The sequence below is a fragment of the Neomicrococcus lactis genome (genome assembly GCF_014200305.1).
In the GTDB taxonomy this organism is placed as follows: Bacteria; Actinomycetota; Actinomycetes; order Actinomycetales; family Micrococcaceae; genus Neomicrococcus; species Neomicrococcus lactis.
Genome location: NZ_JACHBL010000001.1, coordinates 1,809,565 through 1,830,011 on the forward strand (window position 1 = coordinate 1,809,565; position 20,447 = coordinate 1,830,011).

Here is a 20,447-nt window from a genome sequence, read left to right on the forward strand (position 1 = left end):
CGGAGGAATCATGACCGAGCAGTCCATCAACCAGTCCCCTGAAGCTCGCGCTGAAGCACTTGAGCTCGAATGGAACGCCAACCCACGCTGGGAAGGCATCACTCGCGACTACTCTGCTGCTGACGTCATCAAGCTCCAGGGTCGAGTCCAGGAAGAGTACACGCTCGCAAAGCGCGGCTCCGAGAAGCTGTGGAAGCAGCTCACCACGGAAGCACCGCAGGGCGGTTACACCAACGCATTGGGCGCCCTCACCGGCAACCAGGCTGTGCAGCAGGTCAAGGCCGGCTTGCGCGCTATCTACCTTTCCGGCTGGCAGGTTGCCGCAGACGCCAACCTCTCCGGACACACCTACCCGGACCAGTCGCTCTACCCAGCGAACTCTGTTCCACAGGTTGTTCGCCGCATCAACAACGCGCTCATGCGTGCTGACCAGATCGAATTCTCCGAAGGAATCCAGACGGTCGAAGACTGGATGGTTCCCATCGTCGCTGACGCCGAGGCCGGCTTCGGTGGCCCGCTCAACGCTTACGAGCTCATGAAGTCCATGATCGCAGCCGGCGCATCAGGCGTTCACTGGGAAGACCAGCTCGCTTCGGAAAAGAAGTGCGGCCACTTGGGCGGCAAGGTGCTCATCCCTACCCAGCAGCACATCCGCACCTTGAACGCAGCCCGCTTGGCAGCCGACGTTTCCAACGTTCCGTCCGTGGTCATCGCCCGTACGGATGCCGAAGCCGCAACGCTCATCACGTCCGACGTTGACGAGCGCGACCGCGAATTCATCACCGGTGAGCGCACGGCAGAAGGCTTCTACAAGGTCCGCAACGGCATCGAGCCATGTATCGCTCGCGCCAAGGCCTACGCTCCGTACTCCGACCTCATCTGGATGGAAACCGGAACGCCGGACCTTGAGCTCGCCCGCAAGTTCGCGGAGGCCGTCAAGTCTGAATTCCCAGACCAGATGCTCTCCTACAACTGCTCCCCTTCCTTCAACTGGAAGAAGCACTTGGATGATGCAACCATCGCGAAGTTCCAGCGTGAACTCGGCGCCATGGGCTTCACCTTCCAGTTCATTACGCTCGCCGGCTTCCACGCTTTGAACTACTCGATGTTCGACCTCGCCCACGGCTACGCACGTGAAGGCATGAGCGCTTACGTCGACCTTCAGGAGCGCGAGTTCGGTGCAGAGGAACGCGGCTACACCGCTACCAAGCACCAGCGCGAAGTCGGCACCGGCTACTTTGACACCATCGCCACGGCGTTGAACCCGAATGCGTCCACCTTGGCGCTCGTTGGTTCCACCGAAGAAGGCCAATTCCACTAAACCCTCGATCTGGGGGTGGTGGATTTCCACCACCCCCACTTTCAATTTTTCGCCAAGGAGCACCCCATGCACGGCAACATCACCATCAACGGCATCACCATCACCCCACCTCCTATCCGCCACCAAGAGCGCGTTCTGACCGCTGAAGCCTTGGCGTTTATCGGGAAGCTGCACCAGCAGTTTGAGGCCCGCCGCCAGGAACTTATGAAGCGCCGTCACACCGTCCGCGCCAAGATTGCTAACGGCCAGAACCCTCGTTTCCTCGAGGAGACCCGCAGCATTCGCGAGGACAATTCCTGGAAGGTTGCTCCGCTGGCTCCCGGTCTCGAGGACCGCCGCGTGGAAATCACGGGCCCCACGGACCGCAAGATGACCATCAACGCGCTGAACTCCGGCGCCAAGGTATGGCTCGCGGACATGGAGGACTCCTCCACGCCAAACTGGAAGAACGTCATCAACGGCCAGCTCAACCTCCGCGCTGTACTGGACCGCGAGATCGACTTCACCTCCCCTGAGGGCAAGGAATACAAGCTCACGGGCGAGACCCTCACGGACTTGCCCACCATTGTGGTTCGCCCTCGCGGTTGGCACCTTCCGGAGAAGCACCTGCTGATCGACGGCACCCCGATGTCCGGCGCCATTGTGGACTTCGGTTTGTACTTCTACCACAACGCTAAGCGCTTGATTGAGCTGGGCCGCGGACCGTACTTCTACTTGCCGAAGACGGAGAACCACCTCGAGGCACGTTTGTGGAATGACATGTTCGTGTTTGCTCAGGACGAGCTCGGCATCCCCCAGGGCACCATCCGCGCCACGGTTCTCATCGAAACCATCACGGCTGCGTTTGAGATGGAAGAGATCCTCTACGAGCTCCGCGATCACTCCGCGGGTTTGAATGCCGGCCGCTGGGATTACATCTTCTCCATCATCAAGAACTTCCGCTCCCGCGGTTCCCAGTTCTTGCTTCCAGACCGCAGCTCGGTGACCATGACGGCTCCGTTCATGCGCGCTTACACAGAGCAGTTGGTGCGTGCGTGCCACCGCCGTGGAGCATCCGCGATTGGCGGCATGGCTGCTTTCATCCCGAACCGTCGCGATGAGGACGTCAACAACACGGCTCTCGAGAAGGTGCGCGGCGACAAGACCCGCGAGGCCAACGACGGCTTCGACGGTTCCTGGGTGGCCCACCCGGATCTGGTTCCTGTGGCCATGGAGGTCTTCAACGCGACCCTCGGAGAGAAGCCAAACCAGATCGATCGCTTGCGCGAAGACGTGCAGCCGGACGATGCAGCACTCATTGATTTGAGCGGCACGGAGGGCTCCATCACGGAAGCCGGCCTGCGCCTCAACATCGAGGTGGCCATCCGCTACATCGAGTCTTGGTTGCGCGGCAACGGTGCAGTCGCCATCCACAACTTGATGGAAGACGCTGCCACGGCCGAGATTTCCCGCTCGCAGGTCTGGCAGTGGATCCACCAGGCCGCCAAGACCGAGGACGGCACCCCGATCACCCGCACTCGAGTGGAGAACCTGCTGACCGAAGAATTCAGTAAGCTTCCCCGCTTCGACGGCGACCGTTTCGAGGACGCCCGGGACATCTTCGAGGCCTCCGCCTTGCGTGAGGACTTCCCGACGTTCCTCACGATCCCGGCCTACAACCGGTTCTTGTGTGATCAGGAGCAGACCGAATTGATTTCGGCCTAGCCCCACACAGTAATTGGCGCGAAACCACCCACACGGTGCGTTTCGCGCCAATTATTTTTAAGTACGACGGCGCGTGCTTACGTGCCGTCGTACTTAAAGACTCCGAATGATGTGTTCCAACAGAGGCGAAACGGCACCGATAAAGCTGCAGAAAAGCGCCAAAACAACGGCTCGAACTTTTCCTAGATGGAGGGTGCTCCTTGCCGCTATATAGAAACACACAGCAGCCCACACCAAGAACGGGTCAAACACCTGAAGTAGCCAAGACCGTCCTGCGAGCCATTCAGATCCCATAATCACACTGACAACCATCAAGAACACCTGACGCAAGATCAACGGAATGATTGCGTAGCACCAGGCTTTAATCACCAGCGAACTGGGTGCCGAGCTTCCGAATATCTTGGACAGCACCATCCACCCCAAGAGATGAGCAGCCAACCCAACTCCTTGCGCGCACAACATTGCGATCGAGAATGCAAAGGCGACTACCGGAGCATGTTGTGCGATCGAGGCTGTCTCGCTTGAGCTGAGGAACCCTTCTCGGAGTGCATCTGTCGAGACGATCGCCATCAGGACCGGGAGGACCGGCACAGCAATCATCAAGACATACAGGAACGGACGCAGACTAGTATCCGGTCTAAGTTCTCTGAATACTTCTCGAGGCGCTGCAATCAATTGCGCGAGAGAAACGCGTTGCACACCCGGTAGTTCATAGACAGGGGCCAGAGATCTCATTGCGCACGCGCCAGCAAAGCAATTCCCACTGCAACTGCAATGTACCCAATCATCAACGCTGCAATTCCGATCTTGACCCAGCGCTCTTCTGCCACGCGCATCGCCGGGATGATTCCAAGCCCCATGAGCAATACCCCCAGTACTAGTCCCGCGTTGCCCGGAATGAGGAGGATGGCCAGGAGGCCGACAACTGGTGCCACGCTGGCTGCGCCGAGCGAGCGAATGGCTCCTTTGTCACGTTGAACATCGGTCTGATTCATTCGAGTGGTTCCTTTCATATGAGCACAGTTGCTTCCAAGAGACCTGCAGCGCACACCAGTAGTACGGCGCCAAACAGGGCTGCATTGACGGTCAATACGTAAGAGTTGGTGATGCGCAGTGGCGTTTTCTGAAGCGCAAAAGAGGTTCCGATTGCTGCGCTTTGCATGCCCACGAAGGCGAACAGGATAAAGGACAGCATCTCGGGAAACATGTGAGGAAGAAGGGCAAAAGTCTGTTGCCAACCGAGGCCATGAACGTATGCGCCGACGGCATATCCCGTTGAAATTGAACCCACCGCACCAATGCCAATTGGGGCAATGCCAAAGGTTAACCATCCGGAGACCACCATGACTAGGCCCAAGGTCAGGTTGTGCCTGAAAACGTCAAACCCACCCAGGTGCGTTCCCACGCCTTTGACCGTTTCCGTGAGCGCACCAATGGGCATGGCCGCAAGAAACGGAACCACGATGACTAGCAGTGCTCCCAGAGCAATCCAACGCTGAACGTTTTTTAAGACCACTGCTGCCCGCTTCGTGAAAAGCTGGCTGTCAGATTCCTAAGGTCGTCATCGCTAGTGACACTTGTAGTGGATACCAACTTGCCGCGGTCCATCACGCAAACCCTGTTTATGAGGGACTCCAATCCCTCATAAACGTGGCTAACCAATACAACACTTCGTCCTGCACTCTTCCACTGGCTGAGTAGGTCCACTATGAGTCTGGAGTTCGGTCCGTCAATCCCGTTGAATGGCTCGTCCAACAGGACAATGTCTGGTTCTCCAATGTTGAGCAAAGCAAGCGCCAAACGCTGCCGTTCACCTAGGGACAGGTCCTTGCCAAAACGATGACTCAACGCGTCGAGCGCGAGCTCGCTGAGGAGACTATCTACAGGGACGTTTGTCTCCCAGAATTGAGCAAAGAACTCCAGTTGTTCACGAACGGTGAGAACGTCATAGATTGGAAAATTGTCAGGCATGTAAGCCACCCGAACGCCTTCACCTACGCGAAGCTCGTCTTTGAGCGCAGGCACCTCTCCGTTGATAAAACGCAACAACGAGGATTTTCCCGAGCCGTTTGGCCCAGCTAGCAGCACGGCCTCACCTCGGTAAAGGTCTAGGGACACTGCGGTCAACGGCCCAGCAGGCTCATGTGAAGACGACTGGAGGCGGACTTCAACAATCTTTTTCCGCGGGTCGCTGGTCTCTTGAGTTGAAAATTCTTCTATGTGATGAGGGGTCTTCACTTCTACACTCCTGTGAGTTTCGTGGTGACGATGGAAGCCTGGCGGTAGACCGGTTTGACCTCTCGCGAAGAAAACCTGACGAGCATCTTTGCTGACCACATCGACAAAGGCAGCACGCCTGCCAGAGCAACAAAAAACTGCCATTGCCCGGAGAGAGGTACTAAAGACATCCCCAACACCAATGGCGAAAAGAAAGCTACCGAGATCGCTGTTCCCATTCCGCCTGCCAGTCTCACGGATGGTTCGACTTCGGATGTTCCGAACTCACGTTGGTGAATTGCCGGCTGCTTCGCGGTTCCCACCACCACGATGACTGCTTCAACGGCTGCTGCGATGCTGGCCATGACAGCTGCCGTGAGGAATGAAAGTCCTGGCCATGGCGCAAGGACCTGGATAGAACAAACAGCCAAGAACCCTAGTCCTGCCAGTACCGCGGCCGATGTTGCGGCTTTCGCCGAAAGATATCTCCGCATGGCCCCCTGTTCGCTGCGGAACAAGCGCACTAGCGCGCCGTCCGAGTCGGAAGAAACGAGGGGGACTAGCGCCTCTGAACACATCGCGATCGTGACCACCACAATTCCCGCGTTAACCAAGGTCGTCAGAAGTGGAAGGATTTCGTTATCAACACCTCCTGCGACATACCCCGCAGAAACGATGAGTACAAGGGTTGGAGCGAGCGCCACGATGTCCTCAATCATTTGCCAAAAAGGCAATCCGCGGCGGAACATCAACCTCAAATCCTTGTCCAGCGACGCACGCAGCATGGTCCGCGCAAATGGGCGTCCCACTCGCCATCGGTGGCCAGTTCCTATTCCTCGAGCTACAACTGATGTGGAAAATGAGGCGGTGCTTCGGCTCATCACAACGCAGCCAACGACAAGCGCAAAGCTAACGAGCAACACCAGAATTACCTTCGAAGGATCCCCCAAAGCGCCTATGACAGCCTCGACAGCAGCATGATCCTTCACACTGCCAAGGAAGCCACTGATATCGCTTGATGCACCTGCAAGCTCACGAAGCGTTGGAGAGACCGCCGTCAGCGCACCCACCAAAATCAGCGGAGACACGATCCCTGTGAGTGTCAGCGCAGGGGCCACGCACACAGGAGGTAGCCTCATGATGAATCGGAATAGCGCTACGGAAACGAAATAGGAAGCTTGGCCAGCACCAAGCACCAAGAGCGATGCAGCAAAAATCCTGAGATCGAATGGCGCAAGATTCACCATTAGTCGTGCAATGCATAAGCTCAGATGAAAGCCGACCAGAATAACTAGCCATGTAAACATTTGCGTGAACCAAGCCCTGCCCAAAAGCAGATCACGCGCCGTCAATCCGGCCTTTACTAGTAGTTTTGTGTCCTTTTGATCAAAAGCTGAAACCAGACTCGAAGGCGAAATACCGCCCAACATACCGGCGATACCGAGCATAACGAGGGCCGAGGTAATCCACTCATCCACTTCTTCAGCGGATTGGTTGGCAAGCGCCATCGAATAGAGCATGACGAGTAGCACGGTTGCAATTGCTGTGATGGCCAACGAAATGCCGACCATCACAGCAACAACATGCCTCCGTGTCGGCAGGAGTTCTGGAAGCCTAAGCATCCATGCTCGGTGAGCGCGAAGACGGTCAAGCCTCCAAAGCCTAAGAAAATGAGGCATTGCCCCTCCTTCCGAAACGGCGAGCTGTCAGTCTAGAAGCGGAGCGCTGCCTTTCGAGCGGCGTCCTTTCCGAGAGTCTTGACTAGACCCGTGAACGTCGCGCGAATCACCAGAGCCCACGAGCCGAATCCCAAAGGGACCAAGGCCAGAGAGAGTGCCATCGCCCACGGACTCATGAATGCGTTCCAAATGGCGACTGCGGCTCCACCGGTTACACCCAGGTGAACAGCAAGGTTTGGTGCGATTGAACCGAGGTCCATGCCAGAATTTGCTGCCGCCGGAACCAGTGCGAGCATGACAATGGTTGCTCCCAGCATTGCCAAAATAATGGCTGTTGCCCGACCGTAGTGACCTAACAAAGATGATTGCTGCATTTCTCAAACTCCTTACAAAATAGATTTGAAGAGATGCGCATCTCGCCCCCAACGAGGCAATTTCATCCTAAATGTCGATTTGCTGGATCTATTGATACTAATGGCTAGACTTTTTAGGTTGCTGCTGTAGTCGCGGAAAGTGCCCGGTAAGACAGGTGGCGCGTGCTTGCGCACGAATGCAACCTCCGGACTACTCGCAGGCCACGCCATCCCCATCGCGATCCAACTTGCCTGAGTATCCTGGCTGGCCTCTGTAGATGGGTGCTTTTCCAGCTGCTCGGACAGCACTGCAGTTCAGGTAATAAGCAGATCCGCCACCGCTTGTTCCGGAGCTACTAGTGCCGCCTCCCACGAAGGAGCTGATCTTGGTAGGCGTAGCTGCCTTCGCTCGCGCGCTGATGGCAGCTTTATGAGCGGCTTCGGCCCTGCGAGCTGCTTCGGCTTTCTGAGAAGCCTCTGCTTTTCGAGCAGCTTCTGCTTTACGCGCAGCTTCTGCTTTACGCGCAGCTTCTGCTTTACGCGCAGCTTCAGCCTTTGCAGATGCCTCTGCCTGACGGTTGGCCTCGGCAGCAGCGGCCGCCTTCAAGGATGCTTCCGCTGTAGCAGACTTGCTTGCTGCTGCCTTCTCTTGTTGTTCTTTGAGCGCAGCGGCGGCAAGAGCCGCCCGTTGTGCACTAGCTTTGCCCTCGTCGTCCTCGCCTACGGCTGCAAAGGCAGCGATGTTTTGCTGGCACTCACTGGCGGAGGTTTCAGCTGCCGGAGTTGAGCTCGTTGGCAACGCACTTGAAGGTGATGTGCTCGCAGCACTCTCCGTTGATGCTGCAGCCCAGCTAGCAGTCTCCGTCGGCGTGGCACTTTCGGTTGGAGTGGCACTTCCTGTTGGGATGGCGCTTTCAGTGACTACCGGGCACTCGACCGGCTGGCACCCGCCGAGATAACTGCTCGACGGGGTCGCCTCCGCACTTTCGGACGACTCAACCCCTGCAAAACTTTCGCTTGAAGTTTCAGAAGCGGACGGCGTCGTAATAGCCGAACTTGGCGATGGGCAAGCCTCTGGCGTGGCCGATGGCGTTGCCGAAGAAGGAGTTGAAAAGGCGGTCTCAGCGGCCGCCGGCTGAGCGACATACCCATCGCTTTTCGTGGTGCTAAAACCGCAGCCAGCCAAAGCTAAACTCACCAGAGCCACGCTGGTACCGGCAAAGAGTTGCGCCGCGACTTTGCGACGCCCAAAAAATTGAAACATGTCCCCACACCATCGAATCAAGAAAGAAGTGCCTAAGTTCGGCCCTCTCAAGGTAAGCCAGACCCGTTCGAAAGCAAGATTCCCCTGGGCATCTTTACTTAACAATCGTTTGGGTAACCCACGCATCGATACACCAGTTCTTGCCGCGTATCCTTGGCTCATGGCTAAGTTCTCAATCTCCCGCTCGCTCGACATTCCGGCGGCACCTGAAGTGGTTTTCGGACTGGTGAATAACTTCCGCGAGTGGGAACGTTGGTCGCCATGGGACGGACCGCACATGGATCACACGAAGAGCTTCAGCGGTCCAGAAACCGGCGTTGGCGCGAAGTACGCGTGGGACGGCAAAAAATCTGGGACTGGCTCGATGGAGATCACTTCCGTGGCACCCAACCGAGAAATCGATGTTGATTTGCGCTTCACGCGTCCATGGAAGGCCATCAACCCCACGACGTTCACCTTTGAACCGACCGCTCAGGGCACCCGCGTCACGTGGACTATGCGCGGCGAGAACAAGGGCATAAGCGCACTGTTCGCCAAGTTCTTCAACATGGACAAGATGCTGGGCAAGGACTTTGAGCTGGGGCTGAACCAGCTCTCCAACGCGGCTCGAAACAGCTAGATTCCGCGGCAGTTTCGCTGCCAGCTTCGTCACCTACAGCGGGTTCGAGGAATAGTCCGCGACAGCCTGGGGTTAGAGGAGATATGACCTCCTCGACCTCCCCTGCATCCCCTGTGACAACTCGCGAAGATTCCAATGAGCAGCGCATGTCCGTTGACATTTGGTCCGATATCGCCTGCCCTTGGTGCTTCATCGGCAAGCGCCGATTTGAAGAAGGCTTGAAAGAGTCTGGCCTCGCGGATTCTATCGACGTCACGTACCACTCGTACCAGTTGGACCCGACGCTTCCAGAGCACTACCACGGCACAGAGAAGGACTACTTGGCGTCGGTCAAGGGCCTCGACGTCAGCCGCGTGGAGCAAATGCTGGAGCATGTCACCCAGCAAGCAGCCACGGTCGGCTTGAAGTACGACTTCGGCAACCTCAAGGTCGCCAACTCCTTCAACGCGCACCGCTTGTTGCACTTCGCGAAGTCGCAGCAGCTTGGCGCGCAGCTCAAGGAAACGCTGCTTTCCGCGCACTTCGAACGCGGACTCAACACGAATGACGCTTCAGTTTTGGCTGATCTGGCCGAAGAAGCGGGTCTTGACCGCGCGGCAGCCGAGGCTGTTATTGCTGACGAGGATGCCTACCGCCAGGATGTTCTCCAGGATTTCGCGCAGGCTCAGGCCTACGGAATTCAGGGCGTGCCGTTCTTCGTCATCGACAACAAGTACGGCGTTTCCGGAGCACAACCATCGGAAGCTTTCCAGCAAGCGCTGACCCAGGCATTCGGCGAGAAGCACCCTGCCCCGCTGACCATGGTCTCGCCCGCTTCCAAGACGGAAGACGGCGCCGTTTGCGGCCCTGAGGGCTGTAACTAACCGGCTATTTCTTGCTCGAGCTCGGTGATGTTGGCATAGGGGTTGGCGACGTAGTCGTCGTGTGTGTCGGCGTTGCCGAGCTCGCCGGTTCTGGTAAACAATTCAGCGTTCCATTGCGCTTACGCACTTTGCTCAAGTCCGTCAGTGATTTGAAGCGAGTGCCCAGTACAACATCCACCGTCTGATCAGTGCGTCGCGTATCCGTGACGTAGAGCAATCCAGCTGCATTGCGCTGGACAGAGAGCGCCTCGGAACGGCCAAAACCGCCCGAAATCACTACGCCATACTCCGCGTTATATCCGAGTCGACGATTCCCCACTGCTCCGATCTTGAAGCCACGGTCTCGCAATTGGGAAGCAACCGTCGAGGCCAGTCCAGCTTTCGTGGTGGCGTTGTAAACATTGACCGTTACCGTGTTGTTCTCGGCATACGAGAACTTTCCTTGCGGACATGATGCGTCCACGACGGGCCGAGGTTCAGGGTCAAGTCCCGGGATGACCCATTGCCGCGAGAGGACCATCCATCCAGAGAACGCGGCGACCGCGAGCAGCACCGTGACCAGTACCAGCACCACTCCGTGGCGGAGATGACGACGACGCCGCCCGCGCTCTTGCGCTCGCGTTGATGGCTCGTGGACGTACTTCTCCACAAGCTCGTCTTCCGTGACGATATGGTGCCCATGCCACTTGTCTGGCCGCTCTTGCCTACGCAAATCTGGGATCCCCGATTGACCTCATATGGCTACATTACGTAAGTCTTGTGGCGGACTGAATCAACGCCGCAAGACTGTTATGAAATTGTGTTTGTCAAGTTTTGTTACGGCTACGCCACGCGGCGGAATACTACTCAACATTTCATTGCTTTAACCCTCAAAGGAGTTGAACCATGGAACCTATGACAACAGTCCGCACTTCTGTACCCGTTCTCGATATGTCGACCGCGCGCTCGGCAGACGGCTCTTTCAACCCAGAGTTCATTGAGGCTTTGCGGGACGCTACGCACAACGTGGGCTTCTTCCAGATCGTCGGTTACGGCGGCAGTGAGAACCAGGCCGAAGTTCTGCTAGATACGTTGCGTGAATTCTTCGCTCGCCCCGTGGGTGAGCGACTTTTGCTCGATAACCGCAACTCTCCGCAGTTCCGCGGCTACACGCGTTTGGGCAAGGAAGTCACGAAGGGCCGCGCTGATGCGCGCGAACAGATTGACTACGGACCAGAGCGCACGGAGCTCGAGTCCGTTCCAGAGGACCAGCCACACCTCAAGCTCCAGGGCCCTAACCAGTGGCCAAACGCCTACCCGCAGCTTGAAGAGAAGGCCATGGAGTGGTCCGCACTCATGTCCTCGATCGGCGCAGAGCTCTTGTCCGCTATCGCCGTATCGCTGGAACTTCCGGCCGACTACTTTGACGAGCCATTCGCTGGCACGCCAGCGTGGATGGGCAAGCTGGTTCACTACGTCGGAACTGGCGCAGTTCCAGAGGCCGGCACGCAGGGCGTTGGCGCTCACGCTGACTACGGCTTTGTGACCTTGTTGTTGCAGGACGAAGTCGGCGGCCTCGAGGTCAAGCCTTACGGCCAGGACGAGTGGATCGACGTCGAACCCATCCCGGGCGCTCTTGTAGTGAACCTCGGTGAAATGCTGGAAGTCGCCACGGACGGTTACCTCATGGCCACCATCCACCGTGTGACGGCTCCTCCGGCTGGAGTAGATCGCTACTCCGTACCGTTCTTCTGGTCGCCACGACTCGACGCAACCATCGGTCGCGTGCCGCTTCCGGACCACCTCGCCGCTCAGGCTCGCGGAGTTTCCGATGATCCCCACAACCCGATGCTGTCCAACTACGGATCCAACATGCTCAAGGGATTCTTGCGGGCGCACCCTGAGGTCGCCAAGAAGTGGTACAACAAGTAAACACAGACGCATAAAAACTGAGGGCTGGTTCTACATCACGTAGGACCAGCCCTCAGCTGTTAAGAGAATTCGCTCTAGTCTGAGGCTCGCAGATCTAGTCGGCGCTCGGATCGTAGCCGCGCACGGTTCCGTCCGGCGAGGACAGCTTCGCAATGAGCGAGCAGTCCTTCTTACCCAATCCTTCATCGATGAGCTTCTGGAACTGCTGAGCAGCCAACTGCGCCGCGTCTAGGTTCACGCCTGTTTCTGCGCCAGCTTCGAGAGCGAGGCTGACGTCCTTCAGCGCGAGCTCCGCGGTGAAAGTGGCGTCGAAGTTGTTGTTGGCTGCGGCTGAGTCCACGATGCCCGGCAACGGGTACCACGTGCGCTGCGCCCAAGACTCGGCGGATGACGTATTGGCGATGTTCCAGAAGGTCTGCGCGTCCAAGCCCAAGCTTTCGGCGAGCTGCGATCCTTCGGCCACACCCACGAGGTTGATGAACAGCATCATGTTGTTCACGATCTTCGCTGCGATGCCAGAGGTTGCTCCACCAGCCACAATCACGTTGCCTGCCATCGGAGACACAAACTCCTGGCCGCGACTCACGGCTTCCGGCTCGCCGCCCAGCATGAACGTCAATGTTCCGGCCGCGGCGCCGCTGATTCCGCCCGAAACCGGAGCATCGATGAACGTGTATCCACGCTTGGCGGACTCTTCGTGGCAGAACCGGGAGGTCGCCATGTCAACCGTTGAGGCATCTGCAAGAAGAGCTGTCTTCGGGGCATGAGCCCAAATTCCGTCCGGTCCATCGAAGACGGAGCGGACATGGTCGCCCTTCGGCAAGCTGGTGAAGACAACATCGGCTTCGGACACCGCATCCTTGATGGATCCCACCACCTCGACGCCGCCTTCGCGAGCCAGCTGCTGTGCACGCTGGCTCAAATCGAAACCACGGACCGTGTGCCCTGCATTGACAATGTTGGACGTCATGGGGCCACCCATGTTTCCAAGTCCAATCCAACCGTAGACTGCCACTGTTCCCCTTTTCAGAAGCTAATTCGCTTCTCTTCTGGTTCTGCCGTCGGCTATGACGAGCACTTGCAAACGCGTTACCTGCGTCACATCAACCTATGCCCGTCCAGAAAAATGCTCAACCTTCGGCGCGGCGTGCCATGGTTTCGTACGGCGCTTTGAGGGATGGGTAGTAGTCGTCCCACTTGATTTGGTTCGCGTCTTCTCCAGCGACAGCCGCCACCAGTCGGTCAAGGTAGAACTCCCAACCGGGCCCGATGTCCGGAAGCATCGCGAGCGCGAACTCGCGGTCCATCGGTTGCGTGAAGGTCAGCTCGGTGGTGCTGCCGTTTTCCGCCAATCGGGCTTCAAGAATCCACGGCTGTTCTGCTGGCCCCTGTTGCACACGAACCAACATCGGCGGATCGCATTTGAGAATTTTGACCGCCTGCGGCTCGTCGCCCTCTTCGGCAACCATAGTCATCTGAACTTCGCCGCTCGCGGGATCTCCGGTCCAGGTTCCCATCCAGCGGCCACACTCTTTCGAATCAGTCAGCACCGTCCAGACGGTTTCTGGGGATACCTCAAAGTGACGGTGCAGGATCAACTGAAACTGATCGTCGTCGAGCTGGTCGAATTTACCTGTTGCAGAAGGACTCATGGGCGCCATTCTTCCACCCGACTAGGACAGCTTGGCAAGCACCTTGTCGAATGTATTGAGATTCCGCGTAGTCACCAGTGGCTTGAACTTGGCCTTAGCCAGATACTTGGCCACGGGCGTTCCCAGCGACTCACCCTTGGGGCATTCCCACCACAGGACATCGCCAAAACCCGCGATTCGCTCCCCTGCCGCCAACATTTCCTCCTGCGTCACCGCACCAAGGACTTCATCAATCGCCTCGGCCGACGTAGCGAGCACTCCGTACGCGTGATGCATGGTGCTCGAACGATCAAAGGGGTACCCATCCACCAGCGCACGCACCTGTTCTGGTGATTTCACAATGACCCACGCTTCGTACCCAAAAGCGGCACGCAAGACGCGCTCCACATCAGTTTTCACCTCGTCAGGCGTCCGCGAACCGGGGTTCAGCAGGACGTTTCCTGTGGCAAGGACGGTAGCTATGTTGTCGTAATTCGCCGCTGTTAAAGCTTCCTGAACGGAGCTCATACTCATGCGAATGCCGCCAACGTTGATACCGCGCAAAAAGACCGCAAGATTGGGCATAAGCTCATGCTAGTCGGCGCTTGGAAAGAGGACGGTCATGCGCGTTACGGCTATTGGTGGAACGGGAACGATTGCTCGGCGAAATGTCGCCGACCTGACGAGTCGCGGGGTGGAGGTGCGCGCGCTGTCACGCGTTCGGGCGCAAATGCGCTGACGGGTGAAGGCCTCGTCGCGGCTCTTGAGGGCATCGACATAGTCGTGGATGGGCTGAATATTAAGACGCTGCTTGCGGGGCCGGCTCGGCGATTTTTTAGTACGACGGCGAACCACGTGGCCTACGCGGCACGCGTCAACGGGGTGCAGCGCGTGGTGTGCGAGTCCATCGTGAATGCTGCGAATGGTTTCCGGCGCGCTGTTGCCAGCTGCGGGCACTCGTGCGGATGCAGAGACCTTTGACGAGTGGATCGCAAAGCGTTGACGTCTGCCTAGGTCGAGGAGGCCGACCTCTGAGAACGGTTATCGCAGGTCTCCACGGCACGGACAATCCACTGTTCGAAAACAAGAAATCGGCCCCTGACTAGGTCAAGAGCCGATTTCTATTGGCGGAGGATGGGGGATTTGAACCCCCGAGGGCGTTAACCCAACACGCGTTCCAGGCGTGCGCCATAGGCCGCTAGGCGAATCCTCCAAGCGCTCTAAGAGCAGGTTCAAGCATAACGGACTCCACGCGGACCGCGAAATCGAGAGGTCTACCTCACATCTTTGCGCCGCGAATCGTCACCTCACGTTCACCTCAGGTACACTTTTAGGCGGCCCCTCATGTGGTGTCATCCTGTGAACTCCCCCAGGACCGGAAGGTAGCAAGGGTAAGCGGGCTCTGGCAGGTGCATGAGGGGTTTTAACATTCCCTCTGGCTTTTGATGGAGGTTCGAGTGTCCGCTGGTCGATACGCCCCCAGCCCATCCGGTGAATTGCACATCGGAAATCTACGCACCGCCATCCTTGCGTGGCTTTTTGCCCGCAGCACGCACCGTAGCTTCCTCCTTCGCGTCGAGGATCTTGACCGTGCTCGCGCCGGCTCCGAAGAGCAACAGATTGCCGACCTCGCCCGCATTGGCCTGACGTGGGACGAAGAACCGCTGCGCCAAACGGACCGCGGAGACGTCTATCGCGACGCCATCACCACCCTGACCGCTCGCGGCTTGCTGTATGAGTGCTTCTGCACGCGCCGCGACATTGCCGAAGCCTCTTCCGCCCCACACGCTGCACCCGGCGCCTACCCGGGAACGTGCCGGAATCTGTCCGAGAGCGAGCGTGTGATCAAGCGCCGAGAGCGCCCTGCGGCATTGCGTCTGCACTCGAGCGTCACCGAACTCTCCGTGACCGATCAGATCCACGGCACCTACGTGGGCATCGTTGACGACTTCGTAGTCCTGCGCAACGACGGCGTCCCCGCCTACAACTTCGCTACAGTCCTCGACGACCTCCTCCAGGGCATCGATCAGGTGGTGCGCGGCGACGACCTCCTCTCCTCCGCACCGCGCCAATCCTATTTGCACTCACTTCTTGCACCGGATTACGACGCCGCAGCTCCAGCACTCACGTACGCTCACGTGCCGTTGGTGCTCAATTCGCGCGAACAGCGCTTGGCTAAGCGGGATGGTGCGGTCACGCTGGCGGATTTGGAATTGTTGGGGTTCGGTACGTCCGAAGTCGTCGCACGCCTTTTGCAGTCCGTAAACCTTCCCGGAGATCCGGGCCGCGAGCCGTCCGCTCAGCTGCAGGCTGCCCTGCGCGTTTTCGATCCGGACGTCTTGCCGCGCGAGCCGTGGGTGTTCACCGAGTTCTAACCTCTGTTCTTTTTTCGGGCTCCGCGACCCGGAGTATGCGTCATGCGCCCCAAGCATGGAGCAATGCGAAGTTCGTGTTGGACGATCGAAGTTTGGGATCGCTAGTCTCCTTCTATGACTGCCTCTACCGACGCCGCATCCACAAACCCCATCACCGGAACCAACATCTTGCAGGTGGTCAACGCCCACCCCAACGTTTCGGCGGCACTGCGCGACGAGTTTGGGGCACAAGTTTTGCCTCCGGCCGGGGATGAACGTGTCGCGTTCTTGGCTGCTCACGGCGGCGACATTCGGGTAGCTGTGTGTTCGGGCCGCGGAGGCGTTGACACCGAGTTGATGAGCGCTCTGCCCAACCTCGAAGCCGTCATCAACTTCGGCGCAGGCTATGACGCCACGGATGTTGCGCAGGCTGCTGAGCGCGGAATCGTCGTTAGCAATACGCCCGATGTTCTCAACGACTGCGTCGCAGACACCACGCTTGCCCTGTACTTGGATATGTTGCGCCGCATTTCCTCCTCCGAGCGCTACGTTCGAGCCGGCAAGTGGGAGTCTCAGGGCAACTATCCCCTCACGGCGCGGGCGACCGGACGAACCGTAGGAAATGTGGGATTAGGTCGCATCGGACGCGCGATCGCCGAGCGACTCGAAGGTTTCAAATGCACCATCGAGTATCACAATCGCCGCCAGCTCACCGATGTCGACTACACCTACCGCGCTTCTTTGAAGGAGCTCGCGGAATCCGTTGAGGTGTTGATTGTTGCCGCGACCGGCGGTCCAGAAACCAACGGACTGGTGAGTGCCGAAATCTTGGACGCCCTCGGCGAGAGCGGCTACCTCATCAACATCTCTCGAGGAACCGTGGTGGACGAGCAAGCGCTCGTCGCAGCTCTTCGCGACGGCACTATTGCTGGCGCTGGCTTGGACGTCTTTGAAGATGAACCGCACGTGCCAGAGGAATTGTTGGCTTTGGACAATGTGGTGCTCTTGCCGCATGTCGGATCTGCCACGGTCGAGACGCGAGCAGACATGGCGTCCTTGGTTCTGGAGAATCTACGTTCATACCTCACAACGGGGACTTTGGTCACTCCTATCTCCTAGTTTCCACAGTCGGGCACTCGTGGGTTCACCCTCGGGCGACAATCCGGATATTGTCTAGGGGTGAGCACCGCCCTTTACCGCAGATACCGTCCCGACGACTTCGCGGACGTCATTGGGCAAGAGCATGTCACTGATCCTTTGATGGCTGCTCTTGAGAAGAACCGCGTCAATCACGCGTACCTTTTCTCAGGTCCGCGCGGTTGCGGCAAGACCACCAGCGCGCGTATTTTGGCGCGCTGCCTCAACTGTGTTCATGGCCCCACCGCTCATCCATGTGGTGAGTGCGATTCGTGCCGCGATCTGCAGCGTGGCGGCCCAGGCTCGCTCGATGTCATTGAGATTGACGCCGCTTCTCACGGTGGCGTTGATGATGCTCGTGATCTGCGTGAGCGTGCCACCTTTGCGCCGGTCCGCGACCGCTACAAAATTTTCATCATCGACGAAGCCCACATGGTGACGTCGGCTGGCTTCAACGCGCTTCTGAAGATCGTTGAAGAGCCACCAGAACACATCAAGTTCATCTTCGCCACCACTGAGCCGGACAAGGTGATCGGAACGATTCGTTCCCGTACCCACCACTACCCGTTCCGTCTCGTTCCGCCAGAGCCGCTCATGGCTTACTTGCAAGAGTTGTGCGATGCCGAGAACGTCGAGGTTGCTCCCGGCGTTCTGTCGCTCGTTGCTCGCGCCGGCGGCGGATCTGTTCGTGACTCCCTTTCCGTGCTGGACCAGTTGATGGCCGGTGCTGGCGAGGAGGGCCTCGATTACGAGCTCGCAGTGAACCTGCTTGGTTACACGCACTCGGCTCTTCTCGACGATGTCGTCGATGCTTTGGCCGCTCATGATTCCGCCACCGTCTTTAACGTGGTGGACCGCGTTATCCAAACTGGTCACGATCCACGTCGCTTCGTGGAAGATCTCCTCGAACGTTTCCGTGACCTCATCATCGTGAAGGCGATGCCAGACGAGGCTTCGCACATCATTCGTGGTCTTCCTGAAGATCAGTTGGCACGGATGCGTCAGCAGGCCAACGTTCTTGGCGCCAGTGAGTTGAGCCGCAACGCGGACACCACCAACAAGGCGCTTACGGATATGACAGGTGCAACGAGTCCCCGACTGCACCTCGAACTTCTCAGTGCTCGACTTCTCCTGCCGGCTAGCGACCACTCAGAACGCGGCATGGCTGCACGAGTGGACCGCATTGAACGCCACCTCAACTTCGCTTCCGCCGAAGAAACGCCCGTCCGCGGTTCGCAGGCTGGTGCTCGCAGCGGCATCGAACAGCAAGCAAGCGCGGCTGTACGCGGAAGCTCGCGTCCTGCTGAGCGTCCTCGCGCAGCAGAGCAGCCACAACGTTCCGAGAGTGCTGCGCCTCAGCCCGAGCCAACTCGCACCACGGCTGCACCGATGCCTCGCGTCGCCGCGGCGCCAGCGCCTGCTGCGTCCATGCCACAGGCCGCGTCGTCGACTCCAGAAGAGGCTTCGAATCCTGCAGCGTCGATGCCGCCAGTGCAGACGTCGCCAGCGCAGTCTTCCGTTCCAGAAACTCCGCAAGCCCCCCGCAACACGCCAGCTGCTTCCCCCGACTGGGGCAACACGTGGGGTGCTCTCGAGGAGGAACCGGCGGCTCCTGTGCGTCAGCCAGAGCTCCCGCAACAGCAACAGCGCCCTCGGACTGAGCATCATGTCCAGCAGCAGCAAGATCCTCGTCGTGGCCAGCAGACGGCTCCAGAACAAGCTCGTCCGGTGCAGCAGACGAGGCCAGCACAGCCTCAAGCTGAACAGCCGCGCCAGCCTCAGACCCCACCTGTACAAGGACCACCGGCTCAGACGAGGCCAACGCAGCAACGGCCTGAGCAGGCACAGCCAGTGCAGTCGCGTCCAGATCAGTCCCAGCCGCAGCAAGAGCCACCCGCTCAGCGCGGACGGCCACAGAGCAATCCGGCCCAGTCCGGCGGAACTGGTTCTGTCGAGATGTTCCGCCGTGCTTGGCCAGAAATCATGAACCGCTTGAGCGAAGTTCGCCGAGCGGTCTGGATGGCCGTTGAGCCTAACGCCACCGTGGCTGGGTTCGATGGTCAAACGCTCACCATCGCGTTCTCCAACGAGGGTGCGTTCAACAACTTCCGTGGTCGCGAGGCCAACGCCGAATTGCTTCAGCGTTGTATTCAAGACGTGCTTGGAGTTGGTGTTTCAATCGTCGCGGTGAGCGGAGGGGCTGCGCCTGCAGGTGGTTTGGGCCCAAAAGATAGGGGCCGCGAGGCCCCTGCTCAGCGTCCACAAGAACACGTTGCACGGCCTACCAATACGCCAACTTCCGCCCCGGCGGCACCACGACCCGGAACTGCACCGGTAACACCAGGAGCACCTGCGGATTCACGTCCGCGGACCGCCCAGGAAGCACCAGCCGTTGCTCCGGATCAGCGCGCTCCTCAGCGCTCTGTTACCCCGACGCAACGAGCCGCGCAACGTCCCGCGCCCGAACGACCTGCACCAGAACGTCGAGCACCTGAACGTTCAGCGTCGGCTGAGCGACCGGCACAGGCTGAGCGACAAGCACCAGCCCAACGACCAGCTCGAGCTGAACGGCCTGCTCCAGTCGAACGGCCGGCTCCAGTTGTCACTGAACCGACTCCCCCAGCCGGCGATGCTCCAAGCCAGTTCATCGAAGATGCATGGCAAGCGGCTCCGGACATCGAACCGTGGGATCCCGAGGGAGACCCGTGGGCAGGTGTTGACGGTGGTGACTGGGAAGAAACGCCTTCCAACCGGTCAGGTGAGAGCTCGGAGGCTTCCGCCGTCGTACCGGAAATTGAGAAGTCAGCGCCGCAAGTTTCTGCACCCGCTGCTGCACCAACGGCGACTGCACCTGTTGCCGCCAAGCCAGCATCTGCGGCACCAGCAGTTACCCCGACGCCTACCCGCACTCCGGCTTCCCCATCGACCCAGAATCCAGTGGCACCTTCGCCAGGCGGATCTGCCGCGCCCACGGCTCCGGTGGCACCAGCACCCGGCGCGTCCACAGACCGTCCGGTAGCTCCGCTTCCAGTGCCTCAGGACACGAATAACTGGGGCTGGGAGTCTCAACGTGAGGCAGTGGCCCAGGAGCCTCCGGTTGCCGATGAGCCGAAGAATGAGGCGCATGAAGTGCCCATGTCCCAACGGATTGCGGCGAAGCTTGCGCAGGATCCGGCAGCGGCGAACCCCACAGTTCCAGATCTGCCCCGGCAGGCCATGCCTCCGGCGCGCGCCAAGGATAACGGCGTAGAATCAGCCTTCGTTGATGATGTTCCAAGCGATGAGGACATCATGATTGAAGATTCCTTGTTGGTGGGTCGCGCGGCCGTTGAACGAGTACTTGACGGCAAGCTCATCGAGGCTCGAAACCTTGACGGAACGCCCATCATCTGAA

The 20,447-nt window shown here is 58.8% G+C and carries 20 protein-coding genes, 1 tRNA gene and 1 other RNA gene; 9 read left to right on the forward strand and 13 right to left on the reverse strand.

The features are described from left to right. The first annotated feature begins 10 nt into the window (after positions 1-10). Positions 11-1,321, forward strand: coding sequence for an isocitrate lyase (aceA, locus tag BKA12_RS08150; RefSeq protein WP_183642376.1), 1,311 nt, complete (start codon positions 11-13; stop codon positions 1,319-1,321). Between the two features lie 66 nt (positions 1,322-1,387). Next, the gene (gene aceB, locus BKA12_RS08155; protein WP_183642378.1) at positions 1,388-3,025 is read left to right on the forward strand and encodes a malate synthase A; all 1,638 of its coding nucleotides are present in this window, start codon (positions 1,388-1,390) and stop codon (positions 3,023-3,025) included. 93 nt (positions 3,026-3,118) lie between these two features. On the opposite strand, the gene BKA12_RS08160 is transcribed toward aceB, so the two are convergent. From BKA12_RS08160 to BKA12_RS08190, 7 genes are all read right to left on the reverse strand, one after another. Next, complete coding sequence (locus BKA12_RS08160) at positions 3,119-3,760, reverse strand: YIP1 family protein (RefSeq protein WP_246361638.1); 642 nt, start codon at positions 3,758-3,760, stop codon at positions 3,119-3,121. After that, positions 3,757-4,020 carry a hypothetical protein gene (locus tag BKA12_RS08165; protein WP_183642384.1) on the reverse strand — a complete coding sequence of 88 codons (264 nt, stop codon included), beginning with the start codon at positions 4,018-4,020 and terminating at the stop codon, positions 3,757-3,759. Before BKA12_RS08165 ends, BKA12_RS08160 begins: the two co-directional genes overlap by 4 nt. Before the next feature lie 14 nt (positions 4,021-4,034). Further along, positions 4,035-4,541 (reverse strand): stage II sporulation protein M, encoded by a 507-nt coding sequence (locus BKA12_RS08170; protein ID WP_183642386.1) that lies wholly within the window; start codon positions 4,539-4,541, stop codon positions 4,035-4,037. Beyond that, positions 4,532-5,263: an ATP-binding cassette domain-containing protein gene (locus BKA12_RS08175; RefSeq protein ID WP_183642389.1), complete on the reverse strand. Its 732-nt coding sequence runs from the start codon at positions 5,261-5,263 to the stop codon at positions 4,532-4,534. The genes BKA12_RS08170 and BKA12_RS08175 overlap by 10 nt, the downstream gene beginning before the upstream one ends. Positions 5,264-5,265: 2 nt before the next feature. After that, positions 5,266-6,816 carry a hypothetical protein gene (locus BKA12_RS08180; RefSeq protein ID WP_183642392.1) on the reverse strand — a complete coding sequence of 517 codons (1,551 nt, stop codon included), beginning with the start codon at positions 6,814-6,816 and terminating at the stop codon, positions 5,266-5,268. A 137-nt stretch (positions 6,817-6,953) separates the two neighbouring features. Further along, a complete protein-coding gene (locus BKA12_RS08185; protein ID WP_183642395.1) occupies positions 6,954-7,295 on the reverse strand; it encodes a hypothetical protein in 342 nt (113 codons plus the stop codon). 190 nt (positions 7,296-7,485) lie between these two features. After that, on the reverse strand, positions 7,486-8,538 hold the full coding sequence (locus tag BKA12_RS08190; protein ID WP_183642398.1) for an excalibur calcium-binding domain-containing protein: 1,053 nt from the start codon (positions 8,536-8,538) through the stop codon (positions 7,486-7,488). Positions 8,539-8,698: 160 nt separating this feature from the next. Between BKA12_RS08190 and BKA12_RS08195 the strand changes: the two genes are divergently transcribed. Continuing rightward, entirely contained in the window at positions 8,699-9,157 is a 459-nt protein-coding gene (locus BKA12_RS08195) for an SRPBCC family protein (RefSeq protein WP_183642401.1), read from the forward strand. 83 nt (positions 9,158-9,240) lie between these two features. Then, the gene (locus BKA12_RS08200; protein ID WP_338087473.1) at positions 9,241-10,020 is read left to right on the forward strand and encodes a DsbA family oxidoreductase; all 780 of its coding nucleotides are present in this window, start codon (positions 9,241-9,243) and stop codon (positions 10,018-10,020) included. A gap of 4 nt (positions 10,021-10,024) precedes the next feature. Here the strand turns inward: BKA12_RS08200 and BKA12_RS08205 are convergent, their stop codons facing one another. Beyond that, on the reverse strand, positions 10,025-10,732 hold the full coding sequence (locus BKA12_RS08205) for a LytR C-terminal domain-containing protein (RefSeq protein ID WP_183642404.1): 708 nt from the start codon (positions 10,730-10,732) through the stop codon (positions 10,025-10,027). Between the two features lie 182 nt (positions 10,733-10,914). Between BKA12_RS08205 and BKA12_RS08210 the strand changes: the two genes are divergently transcribed. After that, a complete protein-coding gene (locus BKA12_RS08210; protein ID WP_183644829.1) occupies positions 10,915-11,931 on the forward strand; it encodes an isopenicillin N synthase family dioxygenase in 1,017 nt (338 codons plus the stop codon). A 94-nt stretch (positions 11,932-12,025) separates the two neighbouring features. Here BKA12_RS08210 and mmsB read toward each other — a convergent pair whose 3' ends face one another. The 5 genes from mmsB to BKA12_RS08235 all read right to left on the reverse strand — a co-directional run bounded on the left by mmsB (position 12,026) and on the right by BKA12_RS08235 (position 14,775). Then, the gene (gene mmsB / locus BKA12_RS08215; protein ID WP_183642406.1) at positions 12,026-12,946 is read right to left on the reverse strand and encodes a 3-hydroxyisobutyrate dehydrogenase; all 921 of its coding nucleotides are present in this window, start codon (positions 12,944-12,946) and stop codon (positions 12,026-12,028) included. Between the two features lie 115 nt (positions 12,947-13,061). After that, entirely contained in the window at positions 13,062-13,583 is a 522-nt protein-coding gene (locus tag BKA12_RS08220) for an SRPBCC domain-containing protein (RefSeq protein ID WP_183642409.1), read from the reverse strand. Positions 13,584-13,604: 21 nt separating this feature from the next. Then, a complete protein-coding gene (locus tag BKA12_RS08225) occupies positions 13,605-14,147 on the reverse strand; it encodes a DUF1697 domain-containing protein (RefSeq protein WP_183642412.1) in 543 nt (180 codons plus the stop codon). 9 nt (positions 14,148-14,156) lie between these two features. Further along, positions 14,157-14,519 (reverse strand): hypothetical protein, encoded by a 363-nt coding sequence (locus BKA12_RS08230; protein ID WP_183642415.1) that lies wholly within the window; start codon positions 14,517-14,519, stop codon positions 14,157-14,159. A 168-nt stretch (positions 14,520-14,687) separates the two neighbouring features. Beyond that, positions 14,688-14,775, reverse strand: a tRNA-Ser gene (locus BKA12_RS08235). Between the two features lie 120 nt (positions 14,776-14,895). Here BKA12_RS08235 and ffs point away from each other — a divergent pair. The 4 genes from ffs (at position 14,896) to BKA12_RS08255 (ending at position 20,446) form a co-directional block, all read left to right on the forward strand. Then, an RNA gene (ffs, locus tag BKA12_RS08240) (signal recognition particle sRNA small type) lies at positions 14,896-14,991 on the forward strand. A gap of 28 nt (positions 14,992-15,019) precedes the next feature. Beyond that, positions 15,020-15,937 (forward strand): tRNA glutamyl-Q(34) synthetase GluQRS, encoded by a 918-nt coding sequence (gene gluQRS, locus BKA12_RS08245; protein ID WP_338087474.1) that lies wholly within the window; start codon positions 15,020-15,022, stop codon positions 15,935-15,937. A 114-nt stretch (positions 15,938-16,051) separates the two neighbouring features. Next, a complete protein-coding gene (locus BKA12_RS08250) occupies positions 16,052-17,035 on the forward strand; it encodes a 2-hydroxyacid dehydrogenase (protein WP_183642421.1) in 984 nt (327 codons plus the stop codon). Between the two features lie 60 nt (positions 17,036-17,095). Further along, positions 17,096-20,446 (forward strand): DNA polymerase III subunit gamma and tau, encoded by a 3,351-nt coding sequence (locus tag BKA12_RS08255; protein ID WP_183642423.1) that lies wholly within the window; start codon positions 17,096-17,098, stop codon positions 20,444-20,446. Position 20,447: the final 1 nt, after the last annotated feature.

Bases quoted from the DNA above. Each gene is read 5' to 3' on its own strand.
- BKA12_RS08250 (WP_183642421.1), top strand. From the start codon at position 16,052: ATGACTGCCTCTACCGACGCCGCATCCACAAACCCCATCACCGGAACC.
- BKA12_RS08165 (WP_183642384.1), bottom strand. From the start codon at position 4,020: ATGAATCAGACCGATGTTCAACGTGACAAAGGAGCCATTCGCTCGCTC.
- BKA12_RS08195 (WP_183642401.1), top strand. From the start codon at position 8,699: ATGGCTAAGTTCTCAATCTCCCGCTCGCTCGACATTCCGGCGGCACCT.
- BKA12_RS08200 (WP_338087473.1), top strand. From the start codon at position 9,241: ATGACCTCCTCGACCTCCCCTGCATCCCCTGTGACAACTCGCGAAGAT.
- BKA12_RS08225 (WP_183642412.1), bottom strand. From the start codon at position 14,147: ATGCCCAATCTTGCGGTCTTTTTGCGCGGTATCAACGTTGGCGGCATT.
- BKA12_RS08190 (WP_183642398.1), bottom strand. From the start codon at position 8,538: ATGTTTCAATTTTTTGGGCGTCGCAAAGTCGCGGCGCAACTCTTTGCC.
- BKA12_RS08160 (WP_246361638.1), bottom strand. From the start codon at position 3,760: ATGAGATCTCTGGCCCCTGTCTATGAACTACCGGGTGTGCAACGCGTT.
- aceA (WP_183642376.1), top strand. From the start codon at position 11: ATGACCGAGCAGTCCATCAACCAGTCCCCTGAAGCTCGCGCTGAAGCA.
- aceB (WP_183642378.1), top strand. From the start codon at position 1,388: ATGCACGGCAACATCACCATCAACGGCATCACCATCACCCCACCTCCT.
- BKA12_RS08220 (WP_183642409.1), bottom strand. From the start codon at position 13,583: ATGAGTCCTTCTGCAACAGGTAAATTCGACCAGCTCGACGACGATCAG.
- BKA12_RS08210 (WP_183644829.1), top strand. From the start codon at position 10,915: ATGACAACAGTCCGCACTTCTGTACCCGTTCTCGATATGTCGACCGCG.
- BKA12_RS08185 (WP_183642395.1), bottom strand. From the start codon at position 7,295: ATGCAGCAATCATCTTTGTTAGGTCACTACGGTCGGGCAACAGCCATT.